This window comes from Streptomyces sp. NPDC098789 (assembly GCF_044759975.1).
GTDB lineage: Bacteria > Actinomycetota > Actinomycetes > Streptomycetales > Streptomycetaceae > Streptomyces.
The window spans coordinates 240,539-255,552 of sequence record NZ_JBIWAJ010000003.1 but is presented as its reverse complement, the minus strand read 5'-3'; the positions used below and the strand labels follow the sequence as shown (position 1 = coordinate 255,552).

Below are 15,014 nucleotides of genomic sequence, written 5' to 3'. Positions count from 1 at the left end.
CGACAGCCCGCCGGCGTGCATGGCGGGCGGGTCGCGGGGTACCCGGACCGGTACGGCGCCTCCCGCCCAGTCTCCCGATCAGGCCGGCGCGGCGAGCGCGTCCCGGACGTCCGCGTGGAGGGAGAGCACCGTGTCCGCGCCGGTCAGCTGGAACAACCGGGTCAGCTGGTCGCCGGGAGCGGCCACGCGCAGCGTGGTGGTCCGGTGCAGGCGCAGCAGCATGTTGAGGAACGAGGAGTCCCCGAAGGTGATGGCCGCCGCGTCCAGGACCACCACCGGATGGGCCCCGGCCGCCTCGGTCAGGGCGTCCTCCAAGGGCGCCAGGGTGTCCTGGTCCAACTCGCCGCGCGCCTCGACCACCCAGCCGGGACCGGCGGGGTAGCTCTTGGCGACCACTCCCGCGTCGTGTGCTTCCGTCTCCCGCACCGTGTCCGCCTCCCCGTGGTCGTGTGCGTGGTTTCCGAGAGTGCGAGTATGCCTGCTCCGCGCATCGAGAGCGACGGCCCGGGTGCCGATCGACGCACATCCGGAATTTCTCGGGCCGCATGTGTGTAAGGGCCCGGAATGTGGGCACGAGCGGTTGCGCAGCCATTCGCCACAGGGAGGAACGGCCACATGTCCCGGACGGAAACACTGGTAAGCCGCGATCTTGAGGCGGGAGCAACGAGTACGAACGCAGGGCCGCTTGCGGGAGAGTCCGTCATGGACCTGCCGCAGGTCGACAACGCGCGTGAGGTCGCGCCCGCCGACGCGCGGGAGATGTCACGGGTGTTCCTGGTCCGGCTGCGCTCCCTGGAGGAAGGGACGCGCGAGTACCAGTACGTCCGCAACACGCTGATCGAGATGAACGTCTCACTCGTGCACTTCGCCGCGCGGCGCTTCCGCTCGCGCGCCGCGGGTGCGGGCGGGGTGGACATGGAGGACATCCTCCAGGTGGGGACGATCGGGCTGATCAAGGCCATCGACCGGTACGACCCGGCGCGCGAGGTGGAGTTCTCCACCCTCGCCCTCCCGTACATCACGGGCGAGATCAAGCGGTACTTCCGTGACACCACCTGGGCGGTGCACGTCCCGCGCCGCCTCCAGGAACTGCGGACCGAACTCGCCCAGAGCCAGGAGGCCCTCAACAACCTCCTCGGCCGGGCGCCCACGGTCCGGGAACTCGCCGAGCACCTCGACCTCTCCGAGGAGGAGATCATCGAGGGCCTGGTGGCCGCCAACGGCTACACCAGCGGCTCCCTGGACACCACCGCCGACTCCGACGAGCAGGCCCCCGCGGGCCGCAGAACGCGGCCGCTGGCCGAGAGCGTCGGAGAGGCCGACGCGGCCATGGAGCTGTTCGAGGACTTCCACACCCTCGCGCCGCTGCTGGAGGAGCTCTCCGAGCGGGACCGCCGCATCCTCCAGATGCGCTTCGGACAGGAGCTGACGCAGGCCGAGATCGGCGCCGAGCTGGGCATTTCCCAGATGCAGGTGTCCCGACTGCTGACCCGCACGCTGGCGCGGCTGCGGACCGGCATGCTCACCGCGTAGGGTCGGCGCGCAGCCGGGTCCGGGCCGCCCGCCGCTGCGCCCGTCATACTCACTGCGACGAGTGAACGAGCGGACGAGCCGCCGGGGCCGATGAGGGCCACGGCCGTCCTGGAAGCGCGCCGCGCAGAAGGGTGCAGCATGAGCCACCGCACCACCGCTGCGCGCGCGCACCCCGGTACCTTCGCCCACTCGGCCCTCTTCTACCGGAACCCGCGGGAGTACGTGACGGGGGTGCGCGGCTTCGTACGGGACGCGCTGCGCGCCGCCGAGCCGGTCCTCGTCGCCGTCCCCGGCCCGCACCTGGCGGCGCTCCGCCAGGCTCTCGCGGCGGACGGGGCCGGAGCGGCGGAGGGCATCGAATTCGTGGACATGGCACGACTGGGCCGCAACCCCGGCCGCATCCTGGCCGCCCTGCACGAGTTCGCCGACCGGCATCCGGGCCGCTCCGCCCGGATCGTCGGCGAACCGATCTGGCCCGGGCGATCCCCGGCCGAGGTCCGCGAGGCGACCCGGCACGAGGCGCTCATCAACACCGCCTTCGCGGGGCGCGCCGCCGGCATCCTCTGCCCGTACGACACGACCGGACTCCCGGCGGCGGTCGTCGCCGACGCCCGGCGCACGCACCCCACGCTGATCGAAGCCGGCCGCTCCGCGGACAGCCCCGCCTACGCGGACGCCACGACGGTCTGCGCCGACTGCGACACCCCGCTGCCCGAGCCCGCCACCGCGGCCCCGGTGCTGGAGTACGCCGCGGGCCAGCTCGCCCGGGTACGGGAACACGCCCAGGCCTGGGTGCGCGGCAGCGCCCTCGACCCGGCCCGCCGGGACGACCTCGTCCTGGCCGTCAGCGAAGCGGCCGCCAATTCCCTCGCCCACGGCGGTGGCAGCGGCACCTTGCGGCTGTGGGCCGCGGGGACCGGCGCGGTGGTGGCGGAGGTGCACGACGACGGGCGGCTGACGGACCCGCTGGCCGGGCGCCGCCGTCCGCCCGTGGCCTCCGGCGACGGCGGCCGCGGACTGTGGATGATCCACCAGCTCTGCGACCTGGTGGAGGTCAGGGCCCTGGAGACGGGTCTCACCCTGCGCCTGCACATGGTGACCGGATGAGCTCGGCGACGACGTACAACCAAGTCGTGGCTCGGTCGGTCCAAGAAGGCAGCGGTTTGTCATCATTGAGGATCAACCATCGAGGATCAGTGCCAACGGGGGGCAGGTGAGGTCACAGTGACGGCCATCGGATCGGATGCCGGCGATCCACTGCGCGCGCGATCGCCGGTCATGGGGCAGCGGCGCCGCCTCGCCCTGCGCGGTGTCCGAGGACACGTGGCGAAGGGCCGCGACTTCACCCGCGAAGCCATCCGGGACTGGGGCTGGCCGTCCAACCAGACCAGCGAGGACGCCCTGCTCGTCGTGTCGGAGCTGCTGACCAACGCGAGCCTGCACGCGGGCGGGTGCGACGAGCTCGTCCTGACCTACGGCACGGCCCTGCGCATCGAGGTCCTCGACGGCGAGACGGAGCTGCCCGCCCCACGGGTCACACCGCGCGGCACCCCCGGAGGCCACGGGCTCGCCATCGTCCAACGGCTCTCCGACCGCTGGGGCGCCGACGCGCACGCGAGCGGCAAGGTCGTCTGGGCGGAGATCGAAGGCTCCCGACTGACCACGGGCGGCCCCACCCCCGTTCGTGCCCGGCCGGGTCCGAACGGCCCAACCGTGCAGTAGGAGCCCTCCGTACGGGGAACCGATGGGTGCCGGCAGTCCGCTCGGGCGGCCGGGGCAACAGCGGATTCCGTACGGAGAGAGGTGCACCCCATGAACCACACGGAACGCACGGCGCACACGGCACACGCGGTCGGCGCGGGGGTACGGGGATGAGCCCCAACGCCACCCACCTGCCCAAACCGGGCGTCAAGACCGCCCGCGACCTGATGACACCGGGCGCGCACTGCGTCGGCCACGACGAGCCGGTGCTCCGGGCGGCCCACCAGATGGCCGAGCTGGGAGTGGGAGCCCTGCCGATCCGGGACGGCGGCGACCGCATCATCGGCATGATCACCGACCGCGACATCGTCGTCCGCGTGCTCGTGCCCGGGAAGGACCCCGCCACGACCCCCGCGGGTGAACTCGCCGGGGGCGCGGTCACGGTCGGTCCCGACGACGACGCCGAGAAGATCCTGCGGACGATGGCCGCGCACAAGGTCCGCCGGCTCCCCGTCCTCGACGGCCACCGCCTCGTGGGCATGGTCGCCCAGGCCGACATCGCCCGCGCCCTGCCCCACCCGGAGGTCGGCGCCCTGCTGGGCGCCCTCTCCAGCGACTGACTCCCCGCACATCCGTCAGACACCCCCTAGCCGTATTGGCCCGCCGGGTGCTCCGGGGCGTCCCCCAGGAGCGCCCGGCCGAGGGGCGTCAGTGCGTGCCGGACGGCGGATCCGGCACGCTCCGTCGTCAGCAGGCCCGCCGCGCGCAGCACGCCCGCGTGGTGACTGGCCGTCGCGGGGGAGGTCCGGATGCGGCGGGCGAGTTCGCTCGTGCCGGCCGGGGTCGACGCGGCCCGTAAGGTGCGCGCCCGGGTGGCGCCCAGCAGCGCGGCGAGCGCGCCGCCCGGCTCGGCGCCGGCGTCGCCCGCCGCCCACACGGCCCGGTAGTCGGCGAGGTCACGGGCGACCGGGTACCGCAGCACGAGCGGTTGCCCCGGATCGGCGTTGTCGAGCAGCACGAGGGGGCCGGGCCAGAAGAACGTGGGCACGAGGAGCAGGCCGCGCCCGTCGAGCCGCAGGTCCGCGTCGGTCGCGCACGGCACCTGGAGCACGGGCGAGGTCCAGCGGATCTCCGGATGCAGCGTGCCGAGCAGCCCGTCCACACCGGAGTCAGCCGTGAGCAGCGCCCGGCGGGTGCGGTCGTCGTGCGCGGCGGCCAGGAGCTGGGCCCAGTACGGTGCCACCGCCACCGCGTGGTAGTCCTCCAGCGCCCGCCGGACGAGATCGCCCCACTCGGGCGACCCTTGGTGGAGGGCGTGGATCCAGCCCGGCGCGCCCGGCCGGAGCAGGGCGGTGGCCCGGAGGTCCGCCGCCCACTGACGGCGGGGCAACGACCACGTGTGGTCGAGGCCCTCGACGAGCGTGTGGGCGCCGGCGTGGGTGAACACCTCGGGGACGTATTCCCCCGCGTGCGCCGGGGCGAGCTCGAACAGGGGCCGCATGGACGGCCGCAGGCCCCGTCGGGTGCGCTCGCGCCATCCGGCCAGGGCGACCCCGGCGGACCCCGGGTCCTGGAGCACGGGCAGGCTGAGGACCGTCTCGGCGAGCGGGTCGGGAGAGCGGGCCGTGCGCACGCGAGCCAGGTCGTCGGCGGTGAAGTGGATCCGCAGCACCGTCGTTCCTCCAGGGGCCTCGGGGCGTGCGCAGCACGGTAGTCGGCGCGTCCGCGTGAGACGGCCCGGGCCGCCGACCCGGCCCGCGATCTGGCCGGTATCCGGTGCGGGGGCCGGGCCGATGTCCGGATTCGGGATGCGTCGAAAGGGCTTGGGCCCGTTCGGCGGGTCCCCTGACACTGGTGGAGCGGCCGACGCCGGGGTGTCTCAGGGGGGACCACGGCGTCGGCCGCCGCAGCACCGGGACGAGGCGGGTCAGTCGCCCGCGTCGGGGGGCACGGGGGGCGCGGGGCGGACGGGTCGCGCGGGAAGGACGGCGTGGGCGCCGCGGCCCGTCGCGTCGACGTGGACGACGTGGGGCCCCACCCGGACCGTCATCGTCCCGCCGGTGGTCCAGCAGCCTTCGGGGCCGTCGGCTCCGGGCAGCGGGGTCCACACCTCCAGGAAGGTCGAACCGTCGGGGTTGGTACCGGTCTCGACCATGCCGGCGCCGTCGGCGCGCAGGGCGCCGACGTCGACGCCGGGCTCGCCGACCTCGTGGTGGAAGGTAACCCGTTCCCCGTCGTAGGAGGTGCGCCCGGCGAAACCGCGGCTGTCGGCGTACAGGGCGCCGCTCTGGAGCCACACGACGTGCTCGGTCTCCAGCAGCGGGCCGCCGTCACGGCTGATGCCGGCGCGCAGCCACGCGCCGCGGGTGGGTGCGTCCATGCCCCCAGGGTGCCAGAGCCCCCGGTCACGGCGCGGGCGGGGCGTTCAGTGCGCGCCCCAGCCGCCGTCCAGGGGGAGGGAGGCGCCGGTGAGGTACCCGGTGTGCGGTCCGCACAGCCAGAGCACGGCCGCCGCGACCTCCTCCGGCTCGATCAGGCGTTTGATCGCCGAGCGGGTCAACAGCACGTCCGACACCACGTCCGCGGGACTGATCCCGTGCGCGGCGGCCTGGGCCCGGATCTGGTCCTCGACCAGCGGGGTGCGGACGTACCCGGGGTTGACGCAGTTGCTGGTCACGCCGTACGGCGCCGCCTCGATGGCGGTGACCTTGTTCAATCCCTCCAGGCCGTGCTTGGCGGCGACGTACGCGCACTTGTAGGCGCTGGCCCGCAGTCCGTGGACGCTGGAGACGTTGACCACCCGGCCCCAGCCGCGCGCGTACATGTGCGGCAGGGTGCGGCGCAGCAGCAGGAACGGCGCGGTCACCATCACCTGCTGGATCAGGGTGAACCGCTCGGGCGGGAACTCGGTGAGCGGCGCCACGTGCTGGAGCCCGGCGTTGTTCACCAGGACGTCCACGGCCGTGGGCAGCGATTCGATGGCGGCCGGGTCGGACAGGTCCGCGGTGTGCGCGTGCCCGCCCACCGCGGCGGCCGTGGCCGCGGCCGACTCCCCGTCGATGTCCACCACGTGCACCGTGGCACCGGCGGCGGCCAGGGCGATGGCGCAGGCCCGCCCGATGCCGCTGCCCGCGCCCGTCACCAGGGCGACCCGCCCGGTCAGGGCGGCTCCGTCGGAGGGGGCCGCGGCGGCCGCGGGGGTCGCGGGCCGGGTCACCGGGGGAGGAGGAAAGGTCGTCATGGCGCGCAACAGTAGGCACCGCCGACGACGGCCGACATGGCGCTCACCGCCACACTGCGGTGGCCTGCCATGGTGGTCGTCACCACTCGTCCTGCCCGCTCCACCCCGCGCCGACCCCCGCCGGGGACCCCTCGCCCCGGCCGTGCCCGGCCGTGCCGCCGCCGAAGGACTCCGGGGCCGTGGCGTACGGCAGCCCGGTCACCGGCCGGCCGCCGAGGAAGCGGGCCATCAGGTCGGCGAAGTCCGCGCCGCGCTCCAGCGGCGCCAGGTGGTCGGTCTCCAGCACGGTCAGGAACTGCGCGTCGGGCAGGACGGATGCCACCCGGCGGCCCATGTCGGGGGTGGTGAGCGTGTCGTGCTCGCCGGTGACGACCAGCGCGGGCACCGCCGGGCAGGGCTCGGGACGGTACCACTCGTGCCGGAGCAACCGCCGGTTGTGCTCGGCCGACTTGCGCAGGGAATCGGGGCTCTGCCCGGCGATCTGCTGGTAGACGAGGCGGGCGATCGCCGCGTGCTTGCGCACGGTGCCGGTGCCGGGGGGCGACATGAAGTGGTTGGTGAGCTCGCGGGCGATGTCCAGGGTGTCACCGCGCGCGATCATGCGGTCCCAGCGTTCCATGGCCGCCGCGTACCCGTCAGGGACGGCCGTCGTCATCCCGCTGAGCAGCAGCCGCTCGACGTACGCCGGGTAGTGCTGGGCGAAGCGCAGCGCGATCGCCCCGCCGAAGCAGGTGCCGAACAGGCCGATCCGCTCCAGCCCCAGCGCGTCCACCATGTGCCGGGTGGCGGCGGCGAGGTGGTCGACCCCGTAGCGGGCCGGGAGGAAGTCGGCGCCGCCGTAGCCGGGCAGGTCGACGGTGACCACGGGAGCGTCCTGGACGAGCCGCTTCTCGTGCCGGGTCCAGGAAGTCCGGTTCTGCTCGGAGCCGCCGAGGATGAGGACCGGCGTGCCCGTGCCGCCCGCCCGGGCGATCCGGCAGACGTAGGTGAGCCCGTCGAAGACCAGTTCCCGCTCCTCCACTCTCGCGGCCGCGGAGTCCGGGCCGCCGCCCTGAGCGGGGACGGGCAGGGGGACGGCCGGGTCCCGGTGCGTGAACGATCCCTGGCCCTGGACCGTGGCGGAACTCGGCATGAAAGTCATTGATCGCTCCAAGAGGCGCCGGAAGGACAAAGCGCGCTGTACAACCCTCCCCGGCGGCGAAAGGTGTCGGCGCCGGCCGCACGGGTGCGCCACCCGGCCGATGACTCGGACGGGTGGCGCGGGGAGGGGGAGCGGGAGCGGGGTCAGGACGCGGGGGCGTCCTCCGTCTCCGGGATGGTGACCAGCCAGCGGGAGTCCTGGCGCGGGCGCAGGTAGAGCGCCCAGTAGAGGGTGGCGACCCCGGTGATCCCGCCCGTCCAGAGGAGGTACTGGGTCTCCTGCTGGGTCAGGATGTAGGCGAGTACGAGGATCAGCGCGACCGGCACCGCGGGCCACAGCGGCATCCGCCAGGCGGCCACCGTGCGGTGCGCGCCGCGGCGGCTGTACAGCGCGGCCACCGCCACCAGCAGGTACATGCCCGTCACCGAGACGCCGGTCACGCCGTAGAGCGTGTCCAGGTTCACGAAGCACAGGGCCGCGCCGGGGACGCCGACGACCAGGGTGGCGACCCAGGGGGAGCCGGTGCGGCCCAGCCGGGACAGGGCGTTGTTGACGGGCTCGGGCCACGCCTTGTCGCGGGCGGAGGCGAAGAGCACCCGCGAGTTCTGGATGACCATCACGATGCCCGCGTTGACGATGGCGAGGGCGACGCAGAGGCTGACGAAGGTGCCGACGGCCGAGTTGGACCAGGCGGTGACCATCCCGCCGATATCTCCGCTGGTCAGGGCCGCGAGGTCGGGGGCGCCGACGGTGATGGCGATGACCGGGACGAGGATGACGGCGGTGGAGATGGCCAGGGTGGCCAGCACGGTGCGGGCGACGTTGCGCCGCGGGTTCTCCAGCTCCTCCGACAGGTAGACGGCGGTCGAGAACCCCTGGGTGATGAACAGGGCGATGGCGAGGCCGGAGACCACCATCATCGCGGTCACCGTGGAGGTGGAGGCACCGCTCTCACCGGCCACCGAGCCGTGGACCAGGGCCGAGGCGCCGCGCTCGCTGTGGGCGAAGCCGAGGACGGCGACCAGGGCGGCGGCCACGACCTCCAGCACCAGGAAGATGCCGGTGATCCAGGCGTTGGCGCGCAGGTCCAGCAGACCGGCGAGGGTGGCGAGCAGCATGACCGCGCCGCCCGCGACGGGGGCCGGGATGTGGACGATGGGCGCCAGGTAGTCGGCCGTACCCATGGCGATCACGGGTGGCACGATCATCACGACCAGCAGGGACAGGACGAAGACCAACCATCCCGCGAGCCGACCCGCGAGCGTCGACACGATGGCGTACTCGCCGCCCGCGCTCGGGATCAGCGTGCCCAGCTCGGAGTAGCAGAACGCGACGCCGATGCACAGCAGCGAGCCGATGGCGATGGTGAGGGCGGCGTAGGTGCCGAGGCTCGAGAACAGGTCGGGCACGACCACGAAGAGGGTCGAAGCCGGCGTCACGCACGAGAGGGTGAGCAGGGTCCCGCCCACCACGCCGATGGAGCGCTTCAGCTTCTGGGGGACGGGGCCGGTCGCGGGGGCGAGCGCCTGAGGAGCGCTGATCGTGTCGGACATCAGTGCGGGTTCCGATCGGCAGATGCGGGGTGATGAGTGCGGGAGCGGTATCGCCTCCGAGGCGGCTGGTGATCAAGTGGTTCCGTTGTGCTCCCGAGCCGCTATGCAATCTCCGCGAGATCCGCTGGTCAATAGCTGTTTACCTGCGGAATCCATCGTTCCGACGCGCCGGTGGTGTCCGTTTCGACGTTAAGACCGCGTGAATACTGCTCTCCGGGGGATGCGGGAACCGCAGCTCGCCCCGCAGAATATTTCCCCCGGCTTTGCCGATCGGGCCCCTGTGGCCCCTCGGGCCCCTCCGACGCCGTACGCCGACGCCGCCCGGCCACACCGTCGGGACCGCCTCAGAGCGACTCCGGGCGCATCCCGCGGCGCTCGTCCTCGGTCAGCCCGCCCCACACCCCGAAGGACTCGTGGGCGCGCAGCGCGTGTTCCAGGCACATGAGCCGCACCGGACAGGCCGCGCACACCCGCTTGGCCGCCTCGTCCCGGTCCTCCCGTTCGTCGCCGCGCTCACCGGCGGGATGGAAGAAGCGGTTGGGGTCGAGGCCGCGACAGGCCGCGTCGGCCTGCCACTCCCAGCGGTGGAGCGCTTGTCCGGGCAGCAGTGTCAGGTCGGGCACGACAGTTCCCCTCTCGTCGGTCCTTTCGGGTTCTGAACGCGTCTGACCACTCGAAGGGGCTTGAAACGTCCCGCGCGTGACGGGCCGTGAGGGGACGTACCCGATACTCGGGGGCGCAAGGACCAGCGGGCCGCGAGTCCGTGCCGGGGACGGCGCGGAAGGGGAGACACGATGGAGGCACGGGCGAACCGCTCGTTCCCGGCGCGGCCGGCCCGGCGGGCCCGGCTGCGGAACCCGGCGGCCGCGGTCGCCCTCTGCCTCGCCTGCCTCGCCACGGCGGCTCCGGTGGTGACCGCCGCTGCCGCGGGCCCCTTGGAGGCGGCCCCGCCGCCCGCGCGCTCCCTCGCCGCGGCCCCCCGGTGGCCCACGGGCCCCGAGTGGACCGAGGGCCCCGACCGTGCGGCCCTCGCCCGGGACCTCGACGCCGTGCGCGACGCGGGCATGTACGGGGCGTACGCCTCCGTCCGCGACGGAGCCGTCGGATGGGACGGCGCCACCGGGGTGGCCGACCTCGACACGGGCCGCCCCACCCGGCCCGGCATGGAACACCGCGTCGGCAGCGTCACCAAATCCTTCACCGCGGTCGCCGTCCTCCAGCAGAGCGCGGCGGGCCGGATCGGGCTGGACGCGCCGATCGGCGACTACCTCCCCGACCTGGTCCCGGGCGAACGCGGCCGGCGGATCACCGTCCGCATGCTGATGAACCACACCAGCGGCATCGCCGACTACGTCCCGCGGGCCTTCCCCTCCCTGGCCGGCGGCTCCGCCGCGAGCCTGGACGAGTTCCGCCACCGCACGCTGCTACCGGCCACGCTGATCGGCTGGGGCCTGGACGCACCGCAGGTCTTCGCGCCCGGCACCGACTGGTCGTACTCCAACACCAACTACGTCCTGCTCGGCGAGCTGCTGCGCGAGGTCACCGGCCGCGATCCCGAAGAGGTCATCACCCGGGACGTCATCCGCCGGGCCGGGCTGCGCCACACCTACTTCCCGGGGACGGACCCGCTCATCGCCGGCCCGCACGCCAAGCTGTACGAGAGCTTCCACGGTTTGATCGACCCGCCCCGCGACTACAGCGAGTACGACATGACCATGGCCGGCACGGCCGGGGCGCTGATCTCCACCCCGCGGGACCTCAACACCTTCTACCGGGCCCTGCTCCGGGGCGGCCTGCTGCCCGCCGCCCAGCTCCGCGAGATGCGCACGACCCACCCGGTCACGGACGACGCCGGCCGCGTCATCGCCGGGTACGGCCTCGGCATCTACACCGTCGACACCCCGTGCGGACCGGCCTGGGGCCACGACGGTTCGGTCTGGGGCGCGGGCACCACCGCCCTGTCCAGCGCGGACGGCGGCCGACAGTTCGCCGTCGGCTTCAACCTCAGCAAGTACCAGTTGAACGACGCCGAGGGCCGGCCGGTCCCGCACCCCGTGGACGCGGCACTCGACCGGCTCCAGACCCGGGCCCTGTGCGGTACGGGCGCACCCGCGCCCGCACCGCTCCCGTTCGCGCCCCCGCAGACCGACCCGCTGGAGGCTCCGCTGGTCCCGCCGTCGCTGTCCGCGGCGACCGGTCAGCGCTTGCGGTAGTCCCGCGCGTCCGCCGCGGCGGCCAGCACCGCGTCCACGTCCCCGCCGATCGCGGAGGTCAGGGTGATGGCCACCGCTCCCTCCAGGAACGGCGCGTCCACGATCCGGGTACCGGCGGGCAGCCCCGCCTCCTCGTCGCCGATCAGGGACTGCACCGTGAGCACCGCGCTGCCCATGTCGCACAGCACGGCCACGCCCCGACCCTCGTCCACGGCGCGGACGGCCTCGCGGATCAGCGCCGCGCTGGTGCCGATCCCGCCGTCCCGGGTGCCGCCCGCCAGGGCGAGCGGGCCGGGCTCGGCCGAGCCGAGCAGGGCCCGGGTCAGCTCGGCCACCGACTCGGCGACCGCCTTGCTGTGGGAGACCAGGACGACGCCGACCCGGCCGGTCGTGACGCCGGCCCGGGCCCGGCGGCCCTCCCCGGCGACGGGCTCCTCGGCGACGGGCTCCCGCGCCGCGTCCGTTCCGATCTGGCTCACGATGTCGCCGGCGGCGCCGTCGACGGCCGTCCGCAGCGCCTCCATGAGCAGCGCCACCGAATTGGCGCCCGCGTCCTGGTGTCCGACACTGCGCTCGCCCAGGTAGCTGGCCCGCCCCTTGCGGGCCTGCAACCCGGCCGTGACGTCGGCCCCCGCGCGCGCCGCCTTCGAGGCCTCGTCCAGGGCCTCGCGCAGCGGGCGTCCCGCCTCGGCGGCGTCGGCCAGGGCGAGGACCGCCGGAGCCAGCGCGTCCACCATCGTCGCGTCGCCGACCTCGGCGCCGCCGAGCTTCTGGACCGACCGCAGACCGGCGCCGAGCGCGGCGCCCAGCTCCCCGGCGGTCGGCCGCTCGGTGTCGCCCAGCACCTTGCCGGTGCGCCGCAGCGCGGTGCCGAAGAGCGGACCGGAGGCGCCGCCCACCGTGTTGGTCAGCGTGGACCCGGCCAGGGTCAGCAGGGCGCCCGGGGTGCGCGGGCGGGTCTCGGTCACGGCAGCGGTGACCGCGCCGAAGCCGCGGACGAGGTTGGCGCCGTGGTCGCCGTCGCCGATGACCGCGTCCAGCTCGGTGAGCCGCTCGGCGTCGCGGCGTACCAGACGGGTGGTCTCGGCGAGCCAGCGCTGGAAGCAGGCGGCGTCGAGAACGGGTGCTTCCGGCTGCATGGTCGTCATGCGTGTCACTCCTGGCGGCGAAGGGTGGTGGAGGTGGGGGAGGTGGTGGAGGCGGGGGCGGAGGGCTCGGGGTGGGTGCGCGGCGCGGTCGGGATTCAGCAACCCCAGCGCAGGGACGGGGTGTTCACCGGCGCGTCCCACAGCCGCAGCAGCTCGGCGTCGGCGCGGCACAGGGTGAGGGTGCACCCGGCCATGTCCAGGCTGGTGACGTAGTTGCCCACCAGGGAGCGGGCCACGGTGACGCCCCGCTCCGCCAGGACGCGCCCGACCTCGGCGCGCATCACGTACAGCTCGACCGGCGGGGTCCCGCCGAGCCCGTTGACCAGCAGGATGACCGGCTCGTCGGAGCACTGCGGGAGGTCTTCGAGGATCGCGTCGAGCATGGCCGCGGCCGTGTCGGCGGCGCTCATCAACGGGCGCCGCTCGCGCCCCGGTTCACCGTGGATGCCGATGCCCAGCTCGATCTCGTCCGCACCCAGCGCGAAGTTGGGGCTGCCCTTGGCCGGGGTGGTGCAGGAGGACAGGGCGACCCCGTAACTGCGCGAGCGCTCGCCCACCTTGCGGGCCACCGCCGCCACCTCGGCCAGCGGCGCGCCCTCTTCGGCGAGGGCGCCGGCGATCTTCTCCACGAACAGGGTGGCGCCGGTGCCCCGGCGGCCGGGACCGGCCGCGTCCGCGGCCACGGCGACGTCGTCGGCGACGACGACCTGCACGACCTCGATGCCCTCGTCCTCACAGTCCTCGGCGGCCATCGTGAAGTTGAGGATGTCCCCGGTGTAGTTCTTCACGACGTGCAGCACGCCCGCGCCGGAGTCGGCCACGGCGGTGGCGCGGGCGATCGCGTCCGGCACCGGCGAGGTGAAGACCGGCCCGGCGACCGCCGCGGACAGCATGCCGCGACCCACGAACCCGGCGTGCAGCGGCTCGTGCCCGCTGCCGCCGCCGGAGAGCACCGCGACCTTCCCGCCGGCGGTCCCGCCGGCCCGCGTGACGATCCCCGCGCCCGCGTCGACGTCGAGCTCCGGGTGGGCCGCGGCCATTCCCCGCAGGGCGTCCTGGACCACGGTTTCCGGGGAATTGATCAGCTTCTTCACTGCGGGCCTCTCCTGATGGCTTTCGGTGCGCTTCATTGCGCCTCGATGCGTTAACGCTTTAATGCGGAAAGAAAATGCAACTCATGTAGAGATGGCTCCATCGGCCCCTTGACCAGGCCGGTTACTAGGAACCCTACGTCGCTGACGCGGCAGCCGGGGTGGGGTACTTGGTCCCTTGTTTACCTGCGGAAAGGCCCGCCCGGGGCTCTCCGGTGCGTGATAGGCATGAATAAGGCGCCAATTGAGTCGCCTGAAATTCAGGAGGATTTCCGTGAAGACCGTCGGTACGCGCATGCTCATCAGCCCGCCGAAGTACGTCCAGGGCGCGGGGGCGATGAACGACCTGGGAGAGCACGTCGCCCACCTCGGCGGCAATGCCGTGGTCCTCGCCGACAAGGGGGTCTGGGGCTTCGTCGACGCGGCCGTCACCGACTCGCTCGCCGCCGCCGGGGTCCGCCTGACCAAGGAGGTCTTCGGCGGACTCTGCACGCAGCGGGAGATCGACCGGGTCGCCGAGGCCGCCCGGGCCGCCGGCGCGGACGTGGTCATCGGCATCGGCGGCGGCACCGCCATCGACACCGCCAAGGCCGTCGGCCACGCCCTCGGCGACATCGCCGTCGTCAGCGCCCCCACGGTGGCCTCCACCGACGCCCCGACCAGCGCACTCGCCGTGATCTACACCGAGGGCGGCGCGTTCGAGCGGTACTCCTTCTTCCGCCGCAACCCCAACCTGGTCCTGGTCGACACCGCGCTCGTCGCGAACGCGCCCAGCCGCTTCATCGTCTCCGGCATGGGCGACGCCCTCGCCACCTGGTACGAGGCCCGCGTCTGCGTCGCCGCGGAGCGCACCGCGATGGCGGGCGGCCTCGCCACGGCCGCCTCCCTGAGCCTGGCCCGGCTCTGCTGGGAGACCCTCATGGAGTACGGCCACCAGGCCCGCCTGGCCGCCGAGGCACACGTGGTCACCCCGGCCCTGGAGAAGGTCACCGAGGCCAACACGCTGCTCTCCGGCCTCGGCTTCGAATCCTGCGGCCTCGCCGCCGCCCACGGCATCCACAACGGTCTGACCGTCTCCCACCGCACCCACGGCATGATGCACGGCGAGAAGGTCAACCTCGGCACCCTCGCCCAGCTGGTCATGGAGGGCGCGCCCACCGAGGAGCTCGACACCTACCTGCGGTTCAGCCGCAGCGTCGGCCTGCCGACCACGCTCGCGGAGCTGGGCCTGGTCGACCCGGACCGCGAGGAACTCCTCGCCATCGGCCGCGCGGCCACCGCCGAGGGCGAGACCACGCACAACATGCCGTTCGCGGTCACCCCGGACATGGTCGCCGACGCGCTGCTGGCCGGGGACGCGTACGCCCGCGCCACCGCCGGCAAGCACTGCTGA

The 15,014-nt window shown here is 73.8% G+C and carries 15 protein-coding genes and 1 pseudogene; 6 read left to right on the top strand and 10 right to left on the bottom strand.

The features are described 5' to 3' along the window. Positions 1-78: 78 nt before the first annotated feature. The gene (locus tag ACIQWR_RS08660; protein ID WP_404006005.1) at positions 79-426 is read right to left on the bottom strand and encodes an STAS domain-containing protein; all 348 of its coding nucleotides are present in this window, start codon (positions 424-426) and stop codon (positions 79-81) included. A 189-nt stretch (positions 427-615) separates the two neighbouring features. Here ACIQWR_RS08660 and ACIQWR_RS08655 point away from each other — a divergent pair, with 189 nt between their 5' ends. From ACIQWR_RS08655 to ACIQWR_RS08640, 4 genes are all read left to right on the top strand, one after another. Next, positions 616-1,533 (top strand): SigB/SigF/SigG family RNA polymerase sigma factor, encoded by a 918-nt coding sequence (locus ACIQWR_RS08655; RefSeq protein ID WP_404006004.1) that lies wholly within the window; start codon positions 616-618, stop codon positions 1,531-1,533. A 138-nt stretch (positions 1,534-1,671) separates the two neighbouring features. Continuing rightward, a complete protein-coding gene (locus ACIQWR_RS08650; protein WP_404006003.1) occupies positions 1,672-2,640 on the top strand; it encodes an anti-sigma factor RsbA family regulatory protein in 969 nt (322 codons plus the stop codon). A 117-nt stretch (positions 2,641-2,757) separates the two neighbouring features. Then, positions 2,758-3,255, top strand: a complete 498-nt coding sequence (locus tag ACIQWR_RS08645) for an ATP-binding protein (protein ID WP_404006002.1) — start codon at positions 2,758-2,760, stop codon at positions 3,253-3,255. 149 nt (positions 3,256-3,404) lie between these two features. Beyond that, the gene (locus tag ACIQWR_RS08640; protein ID WP_385773410.1) at positions 3,405-3,854 is read left to right on the top strand and encodes a CBS domain-containing protein; all 450 of its coding nucleotides are present in this window, start codon (positions 3,405-3,407) and stop codon (positions 3,852-3,854) included. Between the two features lie 26 nt (positions 3,855-3,880). Here ACIQWR_RS08640 and ACIQWR_RS08635 read toward each other — a convergent pair whose 3' ends face one another. The 6 genes from ACIQWR_RS08635 to ACIQWR_RS08610 all read right to left on the bottom strand — a co-directional run bounded on the left by ACIQWR_RS08635 (position 3,881) and on the right by ACIQWR_RS08610 (position 9,792). After that, positions 3,881-4,906, bottom strand: a complete 1,026-nt coding sequence (locus tag ACIQWR_RS08635) for an ArsR/SmtB family transcription factor (protein ID WP_404006001.1) — start codon at positions 4,904-4,906, stop codon at positions 3,881-3,883. Between the two features lie 255 nt (positions 4,907-5,161). Then, entirely contained in the window at positions 5,162-5,614 is a 453-nt protein-coding gene (locus ACIQWR_RS08630; protein ID WP_404006000.1) for a hypothetical protein, read from the bottom strand. 45 nt (positions 5,615-5,659) lie between these two features. After that, a complete protein-coding gene (locus ACIQWR_RS08625; protein WP_404005999.1) occupies positions 5,660-6,475 on the bottom strand; it encodes a 3-hydroxybutyrate dehydrogenase in 816 nt (271 codons plus the stop codon). A gap of 79 nt (positions 6,476-6,554) precedes the next feature. Further along, positions 6,555-7,607, bottom strand: coding sequence for an alpha/beta fold hydrolase (locus ACIQWR_RS08620; RefSeq protein ID WP_404005998.1), 1,053 nt, complete (start codon positions 7,605-7,607; stop codon positions 6,555-6,557). 152 nt (positions 7,608-7,759) lie between these two features. Then, on the bottom strand, positions 7,760-9,169 hold the full coding sequence (locus ACIQWR_RS08615; RefSeq protein ID WP_399258058.1) for an APC family permease: 1,410 nt from the start codon (positions 9,167-9,169) through the stop codon (positions 7,760-7,762). A gap of 344 nt (positions 9,170-9,513) precedes the next feature. Continuing rightward, entirely contained in the window at positions 9,514-9,792 is a 279-nt protein-coding gene (locus ACIQWR_RS08610) for a WhiB family transcriptional regulator (RefSeq protein ID WP_404005997.1), read from the bottom strand. 171 nt (positions 9,793-9,963) lie between these two features. Between ACIQWR_RS08610 and ACIQWR_RS08605 the strand changes: the two genes are divergently transcribed. Continuing rightward, positions 9,964-11,382, top strand: coding sequence for a serine hydrolase domain-containing protein (locus ACIQWR_RS08605; protein ID WP_404005996.1), 1,419 nt, complete (start codon positions 9,964-9,966; stop codon positions 11,380-11,382). On the opposite strand, the gene ACIQWR_RS08600 is transcribed toward ACIQWR_RS08605, so the two are convergent. The 3 genes and pseudogenes from ACIQWR_RS08600 to dhaK all read right to left on the bottom strand — a co-directional run bounded on the left by ACIQWR_RS08600 (position 11,367) and on the right by dhaK (position 13,624). Further along, positions 11,367-11,717 carry a PTS-dependent dihydroxyacetone kinase phosphotransferase subunit DhaM gene (locus ACIQWR_RS08600; protein WP_404006405.1) on the bottom strand — a complete coding sequence of 117 codons (351 nt, stop codon included), beginning with the start codon at positions 11,715-11,717 and terminating at the stop codon, positions 11,367-11,369. The two genes, ACIQWR_RS08605 and ACIQWR_RS08600, sit on opposite strands and share 16 nt — an antisense overlap. A gap of 153 nt (positions 11,718-11,870) precedes the next feature. After that, positions 11,871-12,521, bottom strand: a pseudogene (dhaL, locus tag ACIQWR_RS08595) (dihydroxyacetone kinase subunit DhaL); the annotation flags it as partial. Between the two features lie 104 nt (positions 12,522-12,625). Then, positions 12,626-13,624 (bottom strand): dihydroxyacetone kinase subunit DhaK, encoded by a 999-nt coding sequence (dhaK, locus tag ACIQWR_RS08590; RefSeq protein WP_404005995.1) that lies wholly within the window; start codon positions 13,622-13,624, stop codon positions 12,626-12,628. Between the two features lie 271 nt (positions 13,625-13,895). On the opposite strand from dhaK, the gene ACIQWR_RS08585 reads away from it, so the two are divergent. Continuing rightward, positions 13,896-15,014: a glycerol dehydrogenase gene (locus ACIQWR_RS08585; protein WP_404005994.1), complete on the top strand. Its 1,119-nt coding sequence runs from the start codon at positions 13,896-13,898 to the stop codon at positions 15,012-15,014.

What these genes read in the sequence shown, in the direction of transcription:
- ACIQWR_RS08615 (WP_399258058.1), bottom strand. Translation starts at nt 9,169, where the DNA reads ATGTCCGACACGATCAGCGCTCCTCAGGCGCTCGCCCCCGCGACCGGC.
- ACIQWR_RS08625 (WP_404005999.1), bottom strand. Translation starts at nt 6,475, where the DNA reads ATGACGACCTTTCCTCCTCCCCCGGTGACCCGGCCCGCGACCCCCGCG.
- ACIQWR_RS08640 (WP_385773410.1), top strand. Translation starts at nt 3,405, where the DNA reads ATGAGCCCCAACGCCACCCACCTGCCCAAACCGGGCGTCAAGACCGCC.
- ACIQWR_RS08650 (WP_404006003.1), top strand. Translation starts at nt 1,672, where the DNA reads ATGAGCCACCGCACCACCGCTGCGCGCGCGCACCCCGGTACCTTCGCC.
- ACIQWR_RS08655 (WP_404006004.1), top strand. Translation starts at nt 616, where the DNA reads ATGTCCCGGACGGAAACACTGGTAAGCCGCGATCTTGAGGCGGGAGCA.
- ACIQWR_RS08630 (WP_404006000.1), bottom strand. Translation starts at nt 5,614, where the DNA reads ATGGACGCACCCACCCGCGGCGCGTGGCTGCGCGCCGGCATCAGCCGT.
- ACIQWR_RS08605 (WP_404005996.1), top strand. Translation starts at nt 9,964, where the DNA reads ATGGAGGCACGGGCGAACCGCTCGTTCCCGGCGCGGCCGGCCCGGCGG.
- ACIQWR_RS08620 (WP_404005998.1), bottom strand. Translation starts at nt 7,607, where the DNA reads ATGCCGAGTTCCGCCACGGTCCAGGGCCAGGGATCGTTCACGCACCGG.